This window comes from Methanomicrobia archaeon, assembly GCA_016930255.1.
Lineage (GTDB): Archaea > Halobacteriota > Syntropharchaeia > Alkanophagales > Methanospirareceae > JACGMN01.
Genome location: JAFGHB010000025.1, coordinates 15,943 through 33,672, shown reverse-complemented (window position 1 = coordinate 33,672; position 17,730 = coordinate 15,943). Strand labels below are relative to the sequence as shown.

At 50.8% G+C, this 17,730-nt stretch carries 22 protein-coding genes and 1 tRNA gene; 5 read left to right on the top strand and 18 right to left on the bottom strand.

Annotated elements, in window-relative coordinates; genetic code table 11:
• Positions 1-253: 253 nt before the first annotated feature.
• Genes JW878_04405 through cdhA form a run of 3 tightly spaced genes read right to left on the bottom strand, consistent with a single transcriptional unit; the run spans position 254 to position 4,360 of the window.
• Complete coding sequence (locus JW878_04405; protein MBN1762305.1) at positions 254-1,375, bottom strand: Coenzyme F420 hydrogenase/dehydrogenase, beta subunit C-terminal domain; 1,122 nt, start codon at positions 1,373-1,375, stop codon at positions 254-256.
• Positions 1,376-1,398: 23 nt separating this feature from the next.
• Positions 1,399-1,941, bottom strand: coding sequence for a CO dehydrogenase/acetyl-CoA synthase complex subunit epsilon (gene cdhB, locus JW878_04400; protein ID MBN1762304.1), 543 nt, complete (start codon positions 1,939-1,941; stop codon positions 1,399-1,401).
• Between the two features lie 22 nt (positions 1,942-1,963).
• Positions 1,964-4,360, bottom strand: a complete 2,397-nt coding sequence (gene cdhA, locus JW878_04395; protein MBN1762303.1) for a CO dehydrogenase/acetyl-CoA synthase complex subunit epsilon — start codon at positions 4,358-4,360, stop codon at positions 1,964-1,966.
• Between the two features lie 244 nt (positions 4,361-4,604).
• Here cdhA and JW878_04390 point away from each other — a divergent pair, with 244 nt between their 5' ends.
• The 4 genes from JW878_04390 to JW878_04375 all read left to right on the top strand — a co-directional run bounded on the left by JW878_04390 (position 4,605) and on the right by JW878_04375 (position 10,317).
• Entirely contained in the window at positions 4,605-5,135 is a 531-nt protein-coding gene (locus JW878_04390) for a hypothetical protein (protein MBN1762302.1), read from the top strand.
• Between the two features lie 165 nt (positions 5,136-5,300).
• The gene (locus JW878_04385) at positions 5,301-6,224 is read left to right on the top strand and encodes a 2-phospho-L-lactate transferase (protein MBN1762301.1); all 924 of its coding nucleotides are present in this window, start codon (positions 5,301-5,303) and stop codon (positions 6,222-6,224) included.
• A gap of 186 nt (positions 6,225-6,410) precedes the next feature.
• Positions 6,411-9,272: a right-handed parallel beta-helix repeat-containing protein gene (locus JW878_04380; protein ID MBN1762300.1), complete on the top strand. Its 2,862-nt coding sequence runs from the start codon at positions 6,411-6,413 to the stop codon at positions 9,270-9,272.
• Positions 9,273-9,417: 145 nt separating this feature from the next.
• Entirely contained in the window at positions 9,418-10,317 is a 900-nt protein-coding gene (locus JW878_04375; GenBank protein MBN1762299.1) for a hypothetical protein, read from the top strand.
• A 41-nt stretch (positions 10,318-10,358) separates the two neighbouring features.
• On the opposite strand, the gene JW878_04370 is transcribed toward JW878_04375, so the two are convergent.
• On the bottom strand, positions 10,359-10,598 hold the full coding sequence (locus tag JW878_04370; protein MBN1762298.1) for a DUF357 domain-containing protein: 240 nt from the start codon (positions 10,596-10,598) through the stop codon (positions 10,359-10,361).
• Between the two features lie 158 nt (positions 10,599-10,756).
• On the opposite strand from JW878_04370, the gene JW878_04365 reads away from it, so the two are divergent.
• Positions 10,757-11,212: a GNAT family N-acetyltransferase gene (locus JW878_04365; GenBank protein MBN1762297.1), complete on the top strand. Its 456-nt coding sequence runs from the start codon at positions 10,757-10,759 to the stop codon at positions 11,210-11,212.
• A gap of 71 nt (positions 11,213-11,283) precedes the next feature.
• Here JW878_04365 and JW878_04360 read toward each other — a convergent pair whose 3' ends face one another.
• From JW878_04360 to JW878_04295, 14 genes are all read right to left on the bottom strand, one after another.
• A complete protein-coding gene (locus JW878_04360) occupies positions 11,284-11,454 on the bottom strand; it encodes a 4Fe-4S binding protein (GenBank protein ID MBN1762296.1) in 171 nt (56 codons plus the stop codon).
• 12 nt (positions 11,455-11,466) lie between these two features.
• On the bottom strand, positions 11,467-12,045 hold the full coding sequence (locus JW878_04355; protein ID MBN1762295.1) for a TIGR00296 family protein: 579 nt from the start codon (positions 12,043-12,045) through the stop codon (positions 11,467-11,469).
• A gap of 308 nt (positions 12,046-12,353) precedes the next feature.
• A tRNA-Leu gene (locus JW878_04350) sits at positions 12,354-12,436 on the bottom strand.
• A gap of 41 nt (positions 12,437-12,477) precedes the next feature.
• Entirely contained in the window at positions 12,478-12,876 is a 399-nt protein-coding gene (locus tag JW878_04345; GenBank protein ID MBN1762294.1) for a 50S ribosomal protein L14, read from the bottom strand.
• Between the two features lie 46 nt (positions 12,877-12,922).
• Positions 12,923-13,261 carry a 30S ribosomal protein S17 gene (locus tag JW878_04340; protein MBN1762293.1) on the bottom strand — a complete coding sequence of 113 codons (339 nt, stop codon included), beginning with the start codon at positions 13,259-13,261 and terminating at the stop codon, positions 12,923-12,925.
• A gap of 122 nt (positions 13,262-13,383) precedes the next feature.
• Positions 13,384-13,656 carry a ribonuclease P protein subunit gene (locus tag JW878_04335; protein ID MBN1762292.1) on the bottom strand — a complete coding sequence of 91 codons (273 nt, stop codon included), beginning with the start codon at positions 13,654-13,656 and terminating at the stop codon, positions 13,384-13,386.
• 1 nt (position 13,657) lies between these two features.
• On the bottom strand, positions 13,658-13,957 hold the full coding sequence (locus JW878_04330; protein ID MBN1762291.1) for a translation initiation factor: 300 nt from the start codon (positions 13,955-13,957) through the stop codon (positions 13,658-13,660).
• A 4-nt stretch (positions 13,958-13,961) separates the two neighbouring features.
• Positions 13,962-14,183 (bottom strand): 50S ribosomal protein L29, encoded by a 222-nt coding sequence (gene rpmC / locus JW878_04325; GenBank protein ID MBN1762290.1) that lies wholly within the window; start codon positions 14,181-14,183, stop codon positions 13,962-13,964.
• Entirely contained in the window at positions 14,180-14,839 is a 660-nt protein-coding gene (locus JW878_04320; protein ID MBN1762289.1) for a 30S ribosomal protein S3, read from the bottom strand. Before JW878_04320 ends, rpmC begins: the two co-directional genes overlap by 4 nt.
• Before the next feature lie 54 nt (positions 14,840-14,893).
• Positions 14,894-15,364: a 50S ribosomal protein L22 gene (locus JW878_04315; protein ID MBN1762288.1), complete on the bottom strand. Its 471-nt coding sequence runs from the start codon at positions 15,362-15,364 to the stop codon at positions 14,894-14,896.
• Positions 15,365-15,401: 37 nt separating this feature from the next.
• Positions 15,402-15,827: a 30S ribosomal protein S19 gene (locus JW878_04310; GenBank protein ID MBN1762287.1), complete on the bottom strand. Its 426-nt coding sequence runs from the start codon at positions 15,825-15,827 to the stop codon at positions 15,402-15,404.
• Positions 15,828-15,871: 44 nt separating this feature from the next.
• Positions 15,872-16,615 carry a 50S ribosomal protein L2 gene (locus JW878_04305; protein ID MBN1762286.1) on the bottom strand — a complete coding sequence of 248 codons (744 nt, stop codon included), beginning with the start codon at positions 16,613-16,615 and terminating at the stop codon, positions 15,872-15,874.
• A gap of 34 nt (positions 16,616-16,649) precedes the next feature.
• The gene (locus tag JW878_04300) at positions 16,650-16,904 is read right to left on the bottom strand and encodes a 50S ribosomal protein L23 (protein ID MBN1762285.1); all 255 of its coding nucleotides are present in this window, start codon (positions 16,902-16,904) and stop codon (positions 16,650-16,652) included.
• A gap of 10 nt (positions 16,905-16,914) precedes the next feature.
• On the bottom strand, positions 16,915-17,712 hold the full coding sequence (locus tag JW878_04295) for a 50S ribosomal protein L4 (protein MBN1762284.1): 798 nt from the start codon (positions 17,710-17,712) through the stop codon (positions 16,915-16,917).
• Positions 17,713-17,730: the final 18 nt, after the last annotated feature.

The following is a 17,730-nucleotide window of genomic DNA, read 5'->3' as shown; positions in this document are numbered from 1 at the left end:
GTTAAGGTGCGTAATATGGCGTATAACGAGGTGTAGCAAGAAGTGATAGGCTATGCTCGTACATAGAGGCTTATCCACACGAAGTTGCCGAAGATTTAGCATTGGACTACGATCTTGTCTGGCAGATCACCAAGAGTTGAGGAAAGACTCCTGATTACGAAACACGGAGGAATTACTAGAGTGACGCCTCTCATAGTCAGTGCTCTCTGTGCGTGCTCAAAAGGCCGCCAATCATGAAGATGCACGAAGCTATTCAATCCCCGCACAAGAACCGTTCAAGCAGCTCTGGCTCGACCTGCATATTCAGGAAGCTCAAGGGCTCGGTCTTCTCGTAAATCCACTTCAGGTTCTCCCGCTTCTTGAACGATGCGAGCTTCTTTACGGTCGCTATCCCCTCTTTCGAGAGCTTCTTCGTTTCTATTAATCCCGCGGCCTCCGCGCGCTTCAGCAAGTCCTTACCCGCGTCGCTTCGCGCGATCACCGTTGACCAGCCGTCATCGGAGCCTATTGATCCCACGGAAACGTCAGCGAACTCTGATGCAAAGTCGTAGCAGTAATTGCACGCTTCTCGTGCATACGCCCTCATTTTTCGAACCGGCATCTTCAGCGTTTCGCCAGACTTTGTATAAACGATGAAGCTCCCCTTCCGTATATTGAATTTCTTGACGTCCTCGAAACTCGTGCCTAACGTCTCCAAAACCGTGATGAGCATCGTGGAATCAAACGTTTCCGTGCAGAAGAGCCCGATAAGGAGTTTCACGCGGTCAGCGCCGACGTCAAAGCCTTTTGACAACTGAACCTTTCTCATGCCCTCTATGTGGCATGGCAATCCGACAAGGGCGATATTCTGGTAGCCCTGCTCGAACGCGTCACCCACTCCTAGTACCGCCGGGCATTGCGTGTATTTCGAGCCAGCCGCAGCTAATATGTCCTCTTTCGTTGTTGCAATGCACGGTTCCGGTTGCCACGCCTTCTCCTCAGAAGTCTTTGTGACAACTGCTGCATCGATCTCGCCCTGCTCGATCAGGAAGAGAAGCAATGCGGATATAACTCCGCCATCCTGTGCTTTATCCATAACGGCCTTATCGGTGGCACGTGCGGTGATTATATCTCCTTGGTAATAGCCTAACAAACCGTCCTTTCTCACCTCGCCAAATACCGCTCGGTCTACCTTGAAAGGAGCGAAGAACGTCCGTGGACAGAAATCGTAACACGCGCCGCAGATCTCATAGCACTTCTTCTTTGTCTTCGGCAGTCCATCCTCGTACGTTATGTACTCCTTGCAAAACGCGCCGCACGTCCCGCAGTAGCAGCAGAGCCCGTTATATATCACTTCCGCCTCTAAATCCGTTAGATTACCTTTTTCTTTTACCATGGTTCCGTTCCGTTTCTGCCCTCTTACCTCCGCTTTATGCTCCCCACTACGCGATTCAGCATCGCCTTATACTCCTCCTCCTGCCGCGGCGTAATGTTTGCAAAGCCCATTCGCGCGTTTGGATGGTAATAACGATCAATCGAAACCGCACGAACCAGGGGATCGGTTGCAAAGTTCTTTATGCAGGACAGCATCTGCGACGCGTAATAGTACGTGATGCCGAAGAAGATCACGAAATCGTAATTGCCCTTACCGTCCAGGCCCGCCCAGTTCGGGTCTCGTAAACAGTTCGTGAGGTCGTGCAAGTTGTAATACTGCACGTTCTCGCAGTAGCCCTTTTCTACAAAGCCCTTTATGCTGTGGCCCGTTGCGGCTATCGGGATCCCCTTCTTACCCAGCTCAATCGCGAGTTCCACAAAGAACTCATCACGCAAAATTTCAGAGCCCACAACGAGCAACGGCCGCTTCGCGCTTGAGATGTAACTCCCTATTACTTTCGGTGCGACCACTTCGCCTGTCTCAGGACCGGGGATATTCGCCACGTCAAAAGGTATTTCCGCTCCCATCTTTACTTTCCCCCTTACTTACTTATTTCCTCTCCCGTACCAGCCGTTTCAAGTTCGTCGGGTTGAATGAGGGGTCGTATCCACGAATAGGCCCTTCTAATATCCGTTTCGTCTTCCAGTCGATCTTCCACTCATGCTTGTCCTCGAGTATCTTCAGCAATTCGGTCTTCTTCGCAATGGGCAGGTCCGTGGCACTCCGGACGAAGAGGTGCCAATCCGTTGGATACGTATTGAGATATTTCTGGCTGAGATCAATGTAATGCGTCAGTTTTATGGACCGTCCACGATCTGTGTCCGAGGGCCGGAAGCACAGTTTCGCGATCATCGGCAAAGCTTCCTCCACCGTCTCACAGGCTACGAGTAAATGTTGCGGGCCCGGCTCGAAATAAAGCTCAGAGCCATCACTGGCGTCTATTATCTTCCAATCGTCTTGCACGTCTGCGCGACCGAGGAACGCTCGTCGGTACTTCGTACTATGCGGGCCAACGACCGCGGGAATACCAAGTCTATTAAAGCCCGTCGCGATCGAGGCCGCCTTCTGTGACATCGCGCCCCACGCAACACCGCAGGCGCCGACTCGACTCAGAATGTAATCTGCGATCTCTTCGTAATTTCCGCGCAGCTTTCTCCCTGCGAAGATACTCGCTATCTTTATTGCTGCATCGTGGATATGCGCATTGGAGACGCACGAGCCGATGTTGAGCACGCCACCGCCGTCGAATCTGCCGTGATGCTGCTCGTACAGTGTTTTCCCGTCCTCGTCTTTCCACAGCGCGGCATCGATCGCCATGCAGCCCGTCAGCGTAACGATGTAATTCCGTTCCGCGAACTCCTTGACGATGAGCCACGCGTCCTTCGTCCCTTGCGGATAATTGCCACAGCCGATCGGCGCAATCACGCCCGGAATGGTCCCGAGAACAATAGGAGCACCGACCTCCCGTATCTCACTGTCCCAGATCGGGCCTCGCCCTATTCGCATCCGCCCTTTCTCCTCTCGGAGCTGCGGATATGCCGCCTTGGTGATCACATCGACAATCGGCATCTGCTTCTTACAAACCTGCTCGCACCGGCCACAGCCGACACAGAGGTCGAACATATCAGCAAGAGGCTTTATATCCCCTGACGCGGCACTTGCCATCGCTTCTCCAATCCTCATCCCGTTCGGACATGCAAGCGTGCAATTGCCACATTGGGTACACTCATTTACATACTGCTTGAATTCATCATCGCTAAGAATAAAACGCAGCTTCCTCCGCTTCTTATCCATCTGTAGCGCGGTCTTCACTGCTACTTCGCCCACCTGCTCGGGATCGAGTATGATTACACCGGGCACGCGCTCGTTCACCAAATCGGCCACGATTGCATCAGGATCATCATCAGTTCTGTCCACCAAACCGTGCATTGCCTTGTCATTTGTCGCGATCACCGGCGAGTGAGTTCGTTGACAAAGCTCCACGATGTCCGCACGAATGCATTGCTCATCTATCACGACGACATCTGCGATTCCCGCTCGTATCACACGCAATTGCCTGCCAAGCGCAGAGGCTATCTTCGCTTTCTTATACACGCGCGTAGTGTCAATAGAAGTACAGCAAATACCTGCGAGTTCCACGTTGTCCTCGAGATCGTTGTCCGTCAGGTAGTCACCTATATCCGCAGCCGGAGGCACATTATGACCTATAACAAGCACAACAGGTTTATCAGTATCGATCGTTCCTATCCCCACGTCGACGAGCGGAACATTCGGACCGCCGCCTTCATGGCTCGTTGGCATGCCATAACAGGCGATCTGAATGATATCAGCGGCCTCTTTGCTCAGTGAATCGAGCATACCCATGTGGAGCGCTTTTGATTCGAAGTCCATGTATGAACCCTCCTGGCCCGTGTGAAGTGCGTCGGCCAATTGAACTAATTGCTCTTCAATGTAATCAAATACCTGCTCAAAATCGCCTATTGTCCTCGGCTTTATGCCGCAGATCAATCTCGTAAGAGGCGCTTCTACATCCACCTCGGGCCCGAAATCGATGGGAACGTCCCGGCCGAATTTCTTTATCATATCGTGCAAAAGATGTCGTCCATGGCCACAATGAGCACTGCAACCCACCAAACACGCAAGAAGCACAATTCGGCCGTGCTGTGCGTCCATTCGTATCCCGCACGCGCCCTTCTTGTTGCCCGTGAGGTCGCATTTGCCGTACGTGCACAGGCAGCACATGTCGCACAACGGCGCATAAAACGGCTTATACCGGTTCAATAGCTTGAAATCCCAGTCTCGAAGCGTTGCTATGCGTGGCATTGGATGGGGACCCATCGGCTCCCAGTCCTTTCCTCCTTCTTCCTCTACTATCTCACCAATGCTTATCTTCACGTTTTCCAGGCCGGCAATCGAGAACAAATCACCCTTCTTTATCTCATCCATTTTTACCTTTGTTATCTCAGTTCTCCCTTTCTTTTCGAGATATTTAAGCCTTTTATCTATGGCATACCGTGCCAAAAGGGCTCCAGGCTTTAAGTCGTTTCGGAGTGAAACTATCAGCAGCGGCAGCCGAGGTACAGGGGCGGTTGTCGAAAATACGAAGCCGTGGTAACTAAAAAGAACAACCCTCCTTCCCGGCATCTTATTTAAGTACCACCGGACTGAAGATAATGAAGAGGTAGTAAGGGTGAAACGGAAACATGCGGAATTTTTAGCGGCGTTTAAAGTGGTATTTGTGTATCAAGTGCGGAAGAAATTTGGGCTCTCGGAGGATTTACGTACTGTGGAGAAGTATGTGCGACCCTTACTCATTCCGGTTTACATTGTACTCCTCTACTTCTTCACTCAGAATCACTACGATATCCCGCTCGTCCTCTTGATGCTTGCGGGTTGTGCGTGGCTGAGTGTCATAGCTATGGACTCAATTAGAATGATATATCAATGTCGATGTACCTTGGCAGAGAGCTCTCGAGGGTTTAGAGAAGTCGAAGAGTTTACGTTCCGTGAAAAGGTGTTGACGTATCTAATTCCTGCGGTCGTATTAACCGGCATCTTCGCGGGCGGTATGTTTCTGATAACCTTTTTTCGTACCGGGGAATTAAACGCACACGTCTTCATTGGTATGGCGAGTATACCGTTCGTCCTCATGTATTATCTGTGGATGGATTGCCATCTCAAGCTTAAGCGAAGTATGTTACACGGCGAGCGAGCAAAATGACGTAGTTTCTTCCGTTCTCGCTCAGGTCATTTATATAAAATCTTTAGATTAGAGGATTTTGAGTTACTTCCCGTTCTGTTTGTGCCTGCCATCCTTTGCACGTTTTCGGGTGTTTTTCGAAATTCTCAAAGGCTTTATCTTTTCACCTCGCTTTTTTATCAGAGTATGATTATCCTTTCAGGCGGTACGGGCACGCCGAAGCTGCTGGTGGGACTGGAGAAGGTATTCAAGGACGAAGAGCTGAACATCATCGTGAATACGGCGGAAGACATCTGGATTTCCGGCAATTTACTCTGCCCGGATATCGATTCGGTCCTATACACCCTGGGGGGCGTCATGGATAAGAAGACCTGGTGGGGCGTCAAGGACGATACGTTTACCACGCACGAGGCGCTGGAGCGGTTTCAGAATCCGGAACGGTTGATGATCGGCGATAAGGACCGCGCAACGCACATCGCAAGATCAGAGCTGCTGCGGCAGGGGAAGAGCCTGACCGAGGCGACGGCAGTGCTCGCACGGAATTTCGGCATACCCGATCGCATAAAGATACTGCCGATGACTGATGAGCCCGCAGCGGTACGCACGACGATCCGGACTCCTGAGGGGGAGCTCCATTTCCAGGAGTTCTGGGTGGTCCGCAAAGGCGAGCCGGACGTGCTCGATGTCCAGTTCGAGGGCATAGATGTGGTGAACCCGTCAGAGGCGGTTGTCGAGGTGCTCGAGAAAGAATCAGAAGCGCTGGTGCTCATCGGGCCGAGCAATCCGATTACGAGCGTCGGGCCGATACTCAGCCTGAAGGGGATACGAGATCTGTTAAGGTGGAAGATCGTGATCGCGATTTCACCGATCGTGGGTACGGAAGCAGTGAGCGGCCCTGCGGGCAAATTCATGCGTGCAAAAGGGTTTGACGTCTCCCCCTATGGTGTGTACTCGTGCTACCGGGATTTCCTTGACGTGCTGGTCATCGATAAGGGTGACGCGTGTCCTGCAGACGAAGGGGTGGACGTGCTCAAAACAGATATTATGCTAAAAAAGGATAGAGACAGCAAACGATTAGCGACCTTTTTGCGCGATAATGTAACCGTGTAGAACGGAATCAGGAACGAACGGATCGAGACTATTTGAATGAGAATATCGAGAGTGCCACCATTTTCATCTAAAGGAATTTTTGTATAGCTAAGGTAATATGCCATCTAAGCCGAATTGACGAGAAATAGCAAACTTTTTATAGTACTTCCACCTTCCATTTGGTATGTGTACTATTGGTGATACATTATGAAAGCTGAAAAGAAGAAAGCGATTTTACTCGAAGTAACGGCGATTGGCGTGATTACTCTCTTTCTGACGTTAGTACTGGCAGGAACGGTAGCGGCCAGCCCGGGAACGACGTACTATGTTGATGATGGCACGGGGGACGATACCCGCAATGCTGTGGCGGCGCAGAATCCAGCCACTCCCTGGAAGACCATAACGCACGCGGTGGCTACCGTCCCTGCGGGCGCCAGCCTCGCGGACCCCAATATCATCAATGTGTCTGCGGGACTCTATGACAACACGACTAACGGCGAGACCTTTCCCATCACTTTTAATAACGACAGCATCAGCCTCATCGGCGCAGGTGCGGCGACCACCATTATCGACGGCGGAGGCGCAACTGAGATACTGGACATCAACGCAAGCAACATAACCATCGAGGGCTTTACGATTACCAACGGCACCAATGGAATCTTTTCCGATGACTTCGTTGGCTTCACTATTTTAGACAACACCTTCACCAATCTGAGCGACGGGGTTCACTTTGGTATTGACAAGGGCTTTGGAGACTCTGCAAACGACAATTACACGATTGACGACATATGCATCAGGGGCAATACCTTTAACATCAGCGACAACGGGTTTTATTTTAGTGTTAGACTGGATTACGACGCCACCGTAACTGGCTACACCGTCACCATCGGCGACTTTGATATCCTGGATAACGTCTTCAATATGGTAACGACCGATGGCGTTGATATAGAAGACATCTGGGTGACGGATCTCACTGGCGGAAGCATCTCAATGGGCGACGTGAATATCTCCGGGAACAAGTTCTACGGTGGCGAAAAGGGCATTGACTTTTATGGTGGTTTCTTCACCCTTACCAATACCACCGTGACCGCTGGCGACGTCGTCGTGAATGACAACACCTTCGAGAACCAGACGAGCTATGCTATGTATATTGACTACTACGGAGCCACGGAGTGGTATGGCACGACCACGGGAACCTGTGGCGACCTGGTGATCAACGGTAACACGATAACGTCCGTGACCACTGATGCCATTTACATTGACGCCTACGCCTACTTTGAAACTTTCGAAGATGAAGCTTCGTTAACCGTAGGTAATCTTTATGTCGAGGGTAACGAGATAAACGTCAGCGGCTATGGCCTATATGTTTACTACCTGGCGGAGTACCTATACAACAACGCGTCGATAGCCCTGGGCGACGTCTTTATTAACAACAACACGATCGTTTCGAGGGAGGGCTATGGTATCGAGTTAGAGTATAATGATTTCGGTGATGACATGGATGGCAATTCTGAGGTGACGACCGACGAGGTGCACATTGAAGAGAACGCAATCAATGCCTATTTCGACGCAATCTACGTTTACTACAACCATGTTGCCTACGAGATGGAGGAGAACGCGAATCTCAGCATGGGCGACATTTATGTCCGGGATAACAACAACATATCGGGCGACGATGACGGCGTATATCTTTATTACTACGATTCAGGGGTCGGCTACGATATGCACGGCAACGCCTCTGCGGAGCTGCCCAGTTACGTAATCACGGGCAATACCTTCAACGTCAGCCTAAACGGGATTTACCTCTACAACTATGGAAATCCCCATGGCGCTTATGACGACACCTTAATCGACTTTGGCGGCTTCTTCATCGATGACAACACCTTCGAGTGCGGCGGCGACGGCATATACCTCTTCTACGAGGTCGTATGCCATGAAAACTACGACAGTAGCGCAACCATAATCGGCGATATCACCGTAACCGGAAACACTTTTGATGTAGACGGTGATGGGATATATCTCTATGTCTATGAGACTCCTTACTCTATGGATAACAACGCCACCTTCTATTTCGGGGAACTCTTCATCGATGACAACACCTTCAGTTGCGAATATGGCATATACCTCGAATACTATGAAACACCCTATGAGATCGACTTGGGTGACTCTTACTACAGCAATGTCATCATCACCTTCGACGATGTTATCATAACCAATAACCGATTCTATGACGTAGACTATTATGCCATCCGTATCTACTATGACGAGATTGGCTATGACCTCATTTACAATTCCACGCTGGAGTTCGGAGACCTGCTCATTGCCGATAACGTGATAGATAACCTCACCGACGGCGATGGTATTGATGTTGCCGATAACGTCTACAGTTATGACGAGAGCAGGTTAACGATGGGTATGCTGGACATCCTCAGGAATGAGATCAGTAATGTATCCGAAGACGGGGTCAAAATCTATTATTACTTCGACGCCTCTGGCAACTCCACGCAGACCATCGGCCGGGCACTGATACAGGGGAACACGATCGATGCATGCGGCTGGGCGGGCGTCTATCTCTACATGGATCTCTACAACGCTAGCGGTGCGACGGTGAATCTGGGCGATCCCCTGATCGAGGAGAACACTATAAGCGACTGCGGCGACGGGGTTGACTTCGAGGACGTTGAAAATGCCACGATCAGGAGGAACATGATCGTGAACAACACCGGCTCGGCTGATTCTGGCGTGGATCTTAACTCAGGATCCGCGGATAACGAGATCTACGAAAACTGCTTCATTGGCAACACGCCCTATCAGGCGGTGGATAACGGGACAAACAACATCTTTACGAGCAACTTCTGGAATGATTGGGATGGATCAGGCGCTTACGAGATCTATGGTACCGCAAATAATTCAGACGCGAATCCACTGGACGAGTGTCGGCGGGGAGAAGGGCCATCAGCGCCAGCACAACTGCCTGCGCTAACGCCCGTGGGACTGATAACGCTGGTCGGCGTGCTTTCGGCAATCGTGGTACTGAACATCGTAAGAAGGCGAACGAGGGAGGAGTGAATAAACACTCCTCTTACTTTTATTTTTTAGGCTGGATTACACGATTAGATTACGTCCTGCACGGTTTTTAAAAGAAGCACGTTCCCGCACCACCGCAATCTTATATGACTCTGCCCTTTATGTATCTTAGTGATCACCATCTACCATGCCGGAAGAGACCGAAGAAGGACCGAAAGAAGAAAAGGAAGAAAGGAGCACGGGCAGCGTTCTGTTTATTGGCATGGGCTGTTTCATCCTGATTACGCAACTGCTCGCCGTACTGCTCGCGACGCCTTTTGACGTCGCGGGTATCATCGCGTTCGAGGATAAGAATGACCCACTCAATCCACTTATCTTCTTCGTCTTTATCATCGCGTTTACCGCGTTCATCCTTATCGTGCTCAAATATTTCAAACATCTGGGCGAGAAGCTCGTCTATTTCGTTATGCTCGGTGCGGTCACGATGACGATCTTTTATGTGCCGTATGCGCTTCTCTACCCTGATGTCGCTATCCCTCTCATCATCACGCTCGCACTCGTGCTGCTCCTCTACAAATATCCTGAATGGTACGTGCTCGATGCGACCGGTTTGATACTAGGCGGTGGCGCAGCGGCGATCTTCGGCATCTCGCTCGGCATACTACCCGTGCTGCTCTTACTGGGCATTCTAATGGTCTACGACGCCATTGCCGTTTACAAGACGAAGCACATGGTTACGTTAGCGGAATCGGTCATTGATCTGCACATGCCCGTTCTTTTTGTGCTGCCGCGAAAGTGGAGCTTCTCGTTGTTGCGTGGCGACGCGATGGAAGACGGCTTTTACATGGGGCTTGGCGACGCGATTATTCCCACCGTGCTGGTGGTGTCCGCGAATTACATGTCAGGATTCGTGTATTACTTTGGATTGATAAACGCACCCGCGCTGGGCGCGCTCATCGGCACGCTGGCGGGCTACGCGGTGCTGAGCCGTATCGCAGGGAGAGGGAAACCACATGCCGGTCTGCCGTTCCTCAATTCAGGTGCGATATTGGGATTTGCCATTGGCTATCTGGCGCTGATGCTTTGAGTGGCGCAACTATAAAAAAGAAAGCTGCAAAGGAGCGATAATTACCACTTCAATAAACCTCTTCGCATCCTTATTCCGTCAACCAGCCCATGCGCGTAGTTAATACAGCCGAACGCCGTAAAGTAATCGCCCTTTTCGTGATAATACTTCGTATCTTCGTAATAGCGCTTCGCCTGCTCCACCACGTCAGCCTCGTCGTCTGCGAGTGATACCGAATCAAACTCGATTAGGCTTTCCTCAAAGAGTGCTATGTCCTTTGTTATCCGGTCTGATTCGCTCAGGTGGCTGGTTTCGGTCATCCGGTAAGTATCAATAACCGGGCACACATAAAAAATTCCGGCGATCACACACACGCCAGTGCAAACTGCGGGCTGAGCGAGAAAAACCGAAACTGCCTTAAAGTAGTGAAGGGAACAACGTGTATAACGGAGAGTATTCCATGGCGGAGTTTAGCCTGAGGAAAGCAGTAGAGTCAGATTTGGAAGCGATTATTCGACTGTGGAAGCAGAACATAAAGACGGTCAATACCGCATCCGATATCGCTGATTTGTTCCATCCGTTCGCACAGTATTACTTCGTGGCCGTTCAGACGTTGGAGGGCACGGGAGAGAAGCTCATTGGTTTTGTCGGCGGTGCAGTACGAGCCGGGCACGGGCATATCTCGGGGATTGCCGTGGATCCGGAACACCGAAGGCGAAAAGTGGGTGAAGCATTGATAAAAGTTGTCGAGCACGAGTTTCGTACCGCTACGTTCGATACCGTCACGTTGGAAGTCAGGGTAAGCAACCGGGATGCGATACGATTTTACGAAACGCAAGGCTACCAGCCGTCATGTAGCATAAAGAGATATTACGCAGATGGCGAGGATGCATTCGTGTACGCAAAGACGATCTGAGCTTCGCTCCGTAACGTAAACGCTAAATAACCCGTGACGTGACACTCAAGTCAGTCTCGGTTCGTGCTTACTCAACGCAGCTCCAACGCGCCTACGGGGCAGATGTTCACACACGCTTTACAGTTGTTGCATAACTCCTCATCTATCTTTATCCACGTCCCTACCAGCTCGATCGCATCGGTGGGGCAGACGGAAACGCACGCACCACAGTATCCGCATTTGTATCGATCTATATCTATCATCGTCTTTTCTACTTACTCCTCCTCATCCTCTTCCTCTTCTTTAAATATCTGGCCTTCAAATGTGCTGACCGCGGTGTCTGATTCCAGCCAGGCATCCTGCGGCAAGCCGGCTTTCCAGCAGGTCTGGCACAGGAACTCCTCTGCGGTCCAGTTGTACTCGGTAGCCACCTGAGGCAGCAAAAGCCCTTGATACAGCCCTTTCTTCACGATCAAGCCATGCCTGCCCACCTCGATGTGGTTAGGCAACTCAGCGGGCTTTATGTGCAATACCTGCGGCAGGGTAAGTACCGTGAGCTCGATGCTCACCTCTTTGAATTCCTCCCGGGTGACCGGCGGGAATCGGGGATCCCTCACTGCAGCGGAGATCGCAGCGTCTATGATCGCCTCTTTCAGCGCGAAGACTGGATACGGATAGCCAATGCAGCCTCTCAACGCTCCAAATTCGTTCAACGTGACGAAAACGCCCCGCTGCTCGTCAAAGATTGCAGGTAAATCGTCAGGCGCTTTGAGCTTGGCGTGCTCATTCAGGTATTTCTCTATCGCGGCTCGTGCAAGCCGTAACCCCGCTTTACCTTCTTCTTCCGTGAGCATGGATCGATCGCTATCCTGTTACAACGAAGAGGGAAGACAAGTAGCTATTTACCACCGCAAATGTGCCCGGTTACCTGCTCAGGCCCCTTCTCCTGTCCTTTAAATGGCTACCGCGCTATATAAATTTTCCTGTTTGTGCTATGGGCGCGAATTCAGGCGACACGGACGTTCCATGCGAACGAAACTGTACGGCAACTTTTTTCGCCTGCCTATCAGCCGGAAAGAGGTTGAAACAGTGTAAGCATACTCTTCGTACTATTACTTCAAATGTTAAATACAACGAAATCGATGGGTTACAGTTGAATTCATGCGGGGGGCAGGATTCGAACCCGCGAACCCCTGCGGGAGCAGATCTTGAGTCTGCCACCTTTGTCCACTCGGTAACCCCCGCTTTGGCTTTTGATTGACTCTTGTCCCGAATAACAACGTACCCTACACGATTATCGATGCGGCAGAAGCTATCTTCGAGAACCGTTCCACAGCCTCGCGTGCCACTGGCCCTCGTATCTCAGAGCCCTTTGGCGTGCCCTTGTCATCCACGATCACTGCGGCGTTGTCCTCGAACTTCACTCGCAGCCCGGACGGTCTTCGATACTCCTTACGCTGCCGCACGATCACGGCCTTCAAAATCTGCTTCTTTATCTCTGGCCTGCCTTTCTTCACCGTTATGATCACCATGTCCCCAACACCAGCCTTGGGATACCTGTTCTTCACACCCCGGTAACCTTTCACCGCGATTATCTGTAATACCTTCGCACCGCTATTATCCACGCATTCTAACCGTGCTCCGGTTGGCAACGCCTTTGTTATCTTCGCTTTTACGCCCTTCATTTCCTATGCTCCTCTCTTCACTACAATACAGTTCTTTAACAACCGTTTAAGACTCGGTGTGGTCCGATTGCCTCTTCTCGATCACCACAAAGCTCTTCGTCTTGCTGAGCGGTCGGCATTCCGCGATCTTCACCGTATCGCCCACTTTCGCATGTATACAGGGCGGGTTGTGAGCGTGTATCTTCGATTCCCGCCGCTCATAGCGCTCGTATTTCGCGATCTTCTTCAGATACGATCGCAGCACAACGACCGTCTTCGGCGCCTTGTCGCTTACCACCACGCCTTCTAATATCTGACCCCGTACTGGCAATGTACCATGAAACGGGCAGTCGACGTCTTCACATTCCTTCTCAGGTACCCTGACATTTATCCCTATATCTCTCATCTATCTCTCTTCCCGTATCCGCATATCCTATAAAAACCCTCTAATCTCTATACTTAATTAAGTTTGAATAATAAGCGCAGTTCCACCTACTCCTGCCTGCCTACTTATGTACTACAACAGACTTACGCCTTCTTTATCCGATCTTCCGGTCTTGAAATGAGCCGATCTCCTTTTACTCGCACGAGCTTTCCGTCGTCCAACTCGAAAATGAACTGGTTTCCGGCTTTTGGCACGCGCTTCTCAGTACTTCGCTCGTTCTCTATAATCAGCAAATTCCGCGTCTCATCAATCACCGTACCATGGAGTCCGCGAACCGTACTATTGCTGCTCTCCTCCACGTTTAATCGCAATCCGATCAGCTCATGCCGCAGCAGGTTACTCGGTGTCAATCTCATTTCATTCTTCGCCCTCTAACGTGTAGCCCATCTCCCGAAGCGTCTTCTTCACCGATTCCTTGTTATTGCCCTGCAATCGTATGCAGCCGTCTTTTACCGTGCCGCCACACGCGAATTTCGACTTCAACTCTTTTGACAGCGCTTTTAAATCCACTTCCTTCTCGTCTATCCCTTCGACAAACGTGACAATCTTTCCGAACTTCTTTCTGAGCGTGTATACCTTCACTAATTGCTGTTCTTTCGCTATTTCCTTGCAAATGCATAAATCAGTTGGCAATCCACATTTATCGCAGATTTCCATTTGCCTACGTGCCTCCTCGCGCTTCGGTCGTCGCAGCTTCCCTCTGGACCGTTTTTATCCGTGCGATTGTCCTCTTTATCTCACCCACTCGCCCGGGATTATCCGGAGATCCGCCCGTGGCTATTACCCCGCGTTCGCGCAGCAAATCCTTCATTAAACTCTCAAGCTCTCCGTTCCGCTCCTTCTCACTCATCCTTCTTAATTCTTCAATTCTAAATATGCTCATTCTTTGCTTTCCTTCTCTTCTTTAACCTCTACTGCTTCCTTCTTTACTTCCTTTTCCGCTTCTTTAACCTCTTCTAGCTTCTCTTCCTTTTTTACTTCCTTGATTTTTGGAACAACATTCATACGAAACGTGTCGGGTATCCCGGAATCAGGCCGTACGATCCAGACCCGTACACCAATGACACCGGCCTTTTTATGTGCTATTACATACCCCTTATCCACTATTTCCTCCGCCATAGAGCCACAGTGCTTTATATAGCCGGCAACCATTTTTTCCATCCGACCACGAGGCCCCTTGAGCTTCCCGGACATGATAATTTCGCAACCGAGTGCACCCCGATCCATTATCCTCTGTAAGGTTGATCGCCCGGCCCGTCGGAAGTGCCAGCCGCGCTCGATGAGTTTTGCAAGCCTATTAGCCATCAATTGCGCATTCAGTTCCGGCACCGCGATCGGTTGCACATCTATTTGCGGGTTATCCAGCTCTTGCCGCCGTACTATATCATCGGTTAGCCGCTTTATTCTCCTGCCATCCTTCCCTATGATCATCCCGGGTTTCTCAACGTTTACGGTTATCTGCGTGCCCATCGGCGTTCTCTTTATATCCATTCCGCCGTAACCCGCTCTCTCCAGCTCAGTCCTGAAGTACTCGTTCATCCGTACTTTCTTTATCCCTTCCTCTACGAATATCCTCTCTATCACGTTCTACTCCTAACTCCCTACTTCTCTCAAAATTATCTCAACAGTGACCGTCTCGGTATTCTTCGGTGTAGCACGTCCAAAAGCGCGCGGCATTATTCCGCGTATCGTGCGACCCTGCTTCGTGGCTACACGCCAGATACGCAACGCTTCGGTATCCAAACCCTTATATTCCGCATTGCCTCGTGCGTTCCTCAGTAATTTTAATATCTCCGCAGTTGCCTTCACGGGATATCTCCCGGCATACCACTTCTCGAGCCCCCGACGGTGTGCAACTCGCTTCTTATATCGCTTGAAAGGAACTGCAGCCTTCATATCCAGCACCTCTTCCAGATACGCCTCGGCGTCCTCTACCTTCTTCCCTTTTATCGCCTTGCACACCTCGTGCGCATGCTTGGGTGAGATGTGGAGCTCATAAGCCATTGCTCTCGCTGTCGTTTCCGGATCAGCGTCATTTCCCGTGCTATATTTTACCTTGCCCATCTTTTCCTCGCTTCACGTTAGTTAGGTGCTTACCTATTTACTTCAGTGGTACGTATTTCGATGATCGCGTCGCTCCGACACCCGCAGCACCGTGTGCCACTTTCTTCCGTGTCAGTGCCAACTCGCCCAGATAGTGCCCGATCATCTCCGGCTTGATCTCGATAAATTCGAAGCCCTTGCCATCGTGTATTCCGACATTCGTACCCACCATACTTGGCAGGACGATGGCATCACGCAAATGAGTCTTTATGCCTTCCTTACCTGATTTTATCTCATCAAGCAGCTTCTCCTCCTCAGCACGGAAAGTCCTCTTTATCTTCCGCCGCTGCCTCGCACACATCAGGTTGGCCAACTCGTCGAGCTTCATCTTCTTGAGCTTCGCCAGTGTATAGCCACGATACGTGAACTCCTCCTCCTTCTTCTTCAGCGTTGTTTTAGATTTACCCTTCTTCTTCTTTGCCATTTTATACCTACCTACCTACCTACCTACCTACTTACCTACCTACCTCATTTCTTTCCCGTTCTCTTCGCCGCTATGCTCCCTACCTTCCTCCCGGGTGGTGCATTTCGGCCTGGCGTCTTCGACTTTCCAACATGCTGATGCCCGCCGCCTCCGTGCGGATGGTCAACGGGGTTCATCGCTACGCCACGCACCGTGGGATATTTCGCCGCGCGTGCCTTCATCTTATGATACTTCTTTCCGGCCTTCACAAACGGCTTTTCTGGACGACCGCCACCTGCGACAACGCCGATGGTGGCATAGCAGTCGGAGGACAGCCATTTCTTCTTGCCACTCGGCAGTACCAGCATGGATCGACCCGTCTCATGCTCATGCGCCAACAGCGTAGCACCGTTGCCGGAAGCCCGAACGAGTTTACCACCGTCGTTGGGTCTCACTTCTACGTTACAGACCATCACGCCTTCCGGTATACGGCGAAGCGGGATGGTATTTCCGATCTTTACCGCTGCTGATTCGCCATACGAGACGGTATCACCTTCTCCAACGCCTTCGGGTACAATTATGAATTGCTCCTCTCCTTTCTTTGCGCCGCCTCCGTTCTCACGCTCTACTTGTATACGAGCGATAGGCGCGCTCCGTGCAGGGTCGTGCACGATCTCAACGACTTGTCCTGATACCATTTCATCCTTAGCCACCCGCACGTGTTCGAGATTGCCTTTATAACGATGCGAGGGCGCCGTAAAAGTGGGTGATCCTTTCCCTCTCCGTTGCGCTATTATTCTTTTACCCATTTTTCTCTCTGTTTGCTCACGTATGTATATATGATCATAAGATGCCGAGCGAGGTTCCGATCTCCTTCGCCTTGCCTTCTTCCTCTAATTCTACTATTGCTTTCTTCTCGCCTTTAAATGTTATCATCGTCCGCACGTTTCGCACCGGTGCCTCGAACACGCTCTCAAACTCGCGTTTTATCTCAGTCTTGCTCGCCCGTAAGTCAACAATAAACTGGAGCTTGTTCTCCGAGTCGATCATCATCGTTGCTTTTTCACTTGGAACGATATGCCTCAGCTTTTCTATCATTTCTTCTTTTTCACTCCATTGTAGCAAGTTTTGACAGTGAGGATTCCGTCCAGATGGTCAATCTGCCCGGATGCGTGCCCGGCGCGAGCATTTCCGCATTGAGCTCTTCGGCATAGGAAATATCCACACCTGGCAAATTCTTCGCGGATTTCATTATCTTTTCAGTCCCGGTTGATTTCTCCTCTGCACGGGGAATAACGATTAAAATGCTCTTTTTAGTCTTGTATCTCCGTCCTCGCATCTTCCCTTTACCCGCCCGTACTTTCCGGGCTTTCGCACGGAGCACGTCGTCCCACACACCAATGGTCTTAAAGAACCCCTCCACATCAGAGGTCTTTTCAAGGCTCGCGAACGAATCGTCTACCACGATCGGGAGTTCTACGGCATCGTTGAACCTATGCCCACGGGTTCTTACAAATTTGGGATTTATAGTGGCGGCGATAGCGGATTTTATCGCTTTCCTACGCTCCTGCTTGTTTATCTTCTTCGTCAGGATCTTCTCAGTCTTTGGCGGATGTGCGCGTCGTCCGCCAACCGTTTGTGGCGCCCGCGCTGCTCTTCGGCCGTCAGTGATGCGAGGCACTCGTGCAACGCCTCTTCCGGGCCCCCAACTCTCTGCAGAGGTTCTTCGCCCGGCTAAGGGGTCCGTGCCCTTCGGCTGCAGTCGGTTAGATTGCATCGCGAGCACGGCTCTCTTGATCAAGTCTGGTCGGTATTCCTCCATAAATACCTGAGGAAGTGTTATTTCCTTTGAAACGTTCCCTGATAAGTCTAAAACTTTTGCCTTGCTCTTTACTTCTTTTACCATTGCTTTTCTTCTCTCTCG

Coding starts and splice junctions, on each gene's coding strand:
- JW878_04335 (MBN1762292.1), bottom strand. CDS start 13,656: ATGAGATTGACACCGAGTAACCTGCTGCGGCATGAGCTGATCGGATTG.
- JW878_04365 (MBN1762297.1), top strand. CDS start 10,757: ATGGCGGAGTTTAGCCTGAGGAAAGCAGTAGAGTCAGATTTGGAAGCG.
- JW878_04405 (MBN1762305.1), bottom strand. CDS start 1,375: ATGGTAAAAGAAAAAGGTAATCTAACGGATTTAGAGGCGGAAGTGATA.
- JW878_04320 (MBN1762289.1), bottom strand. CDS start 14,839: ATGAACGAGTACTTCAGGACTGAGCTGGAGAGAGCGGGTTACGGCGGA.
- cdhA (MBN1762303.1), bottom strand. CDS start 4,360: ATGGATGAGATAAAGAAGGGTGATTTGTTCTCGATTGCCGGCCTGGAA.
- JW878_04360 (MBN1762296.1), bottom strand. CDS start 11,454: ATGATAGATATAGATCGATACAAATGCGGATACTGTGGTGCGTGCGTT.
- JW878_04310 (MBN1762287.1), bottom strand. CDS start 15,827: ATGGCAAAGAAGAAGAAGGGTAAATCTAAAACAACGCTGAAGAAGAAG.
- rpmC (MBN1762290.1), bottom strand. CDS start 14,183: ATGAGCATATTTAGAATTGAAGAATTAAGAAGGATGAGTGAGAAGGAG.
- JW878_04330 (MBN1762291.1), bottom strand. CDS start 13,957: ATGGAAATCTGCGATAAATGTGGATTGCCAACTGATTTATGCATTTGC.
- JW878_04345 (MBN1762294.1), bottom strand. CDS start 12,876: ATGAAGGGCGTAAAAGCGAAGATAACAAAGGCGTTGCCAACCGGAGCA.
- JW878_04295 (MBN1762284.1), bottom strand. CDS start 17,712: ATGGTAAAAGAAGTAAAGAGCAAGGCAAAAGTTTTAGACTTATCAGGG.
- JW878_04355 (MBN1762295.1), bottom strand. CDS start 12,045: ATGCTCACGGAAGAAGAAGGTAAAGCGGGGTTACGGCTTGCACGAGCC.
- JW878_04375 (MBN1762299.1), top strand. CDS start 9,418: ATGCCGGAAGAGACCGAAGAAGGACCGAAAGAAGAAAAGGAAGAAAGG.
- JW878_04380 (MBN1762300.1), top strand. CDS start 6,411: ATGAAAGCTGAAAAGAAGAAAGCGATTTTACTCGAAGTAACGGCGATT.
- JW878_04305 (MBN1762286.1), bottom strand. CDS start 16,615: ATGGGTAAAAGAATAATAGCGCAACGGAGAGGGAAAGGATCACCCACT.
- JW878_04385 (MBN1762301.1), top strand. CDS start 5,301: ATGATTATCCTTTCAGGCGGTACGGGCACGCCGAAGCTGCTGGTGGGA.
- JW878_04300 (MBN1762285.1), bottom strand. CDS start 16,904: ATGATAGAAAAGCTGAGGCATATCGTTCCAAGTGAAAAAGCAACGATG.
- JW878_04340 (MBN1762293.1), bottom strand. CDS start 13,261: ATGAGAGATATAGGGATAAATGTCAGGGTACCTGAGAAGGAATGTGAA.
- cdhB (MBN1762304.1), bottom strand. CDS start 1,941: ATGGGAGCGGAAATACCTTTTGACGTGGCGAATATCCCCGGTCCTGAG.
- JW878_04315 (MBN1762288.1), bottom strand. CDS start 15,364: ATGGGCAAGGTAAAATATAGCACGGGAAATGACGCTGATCCGGAAACG.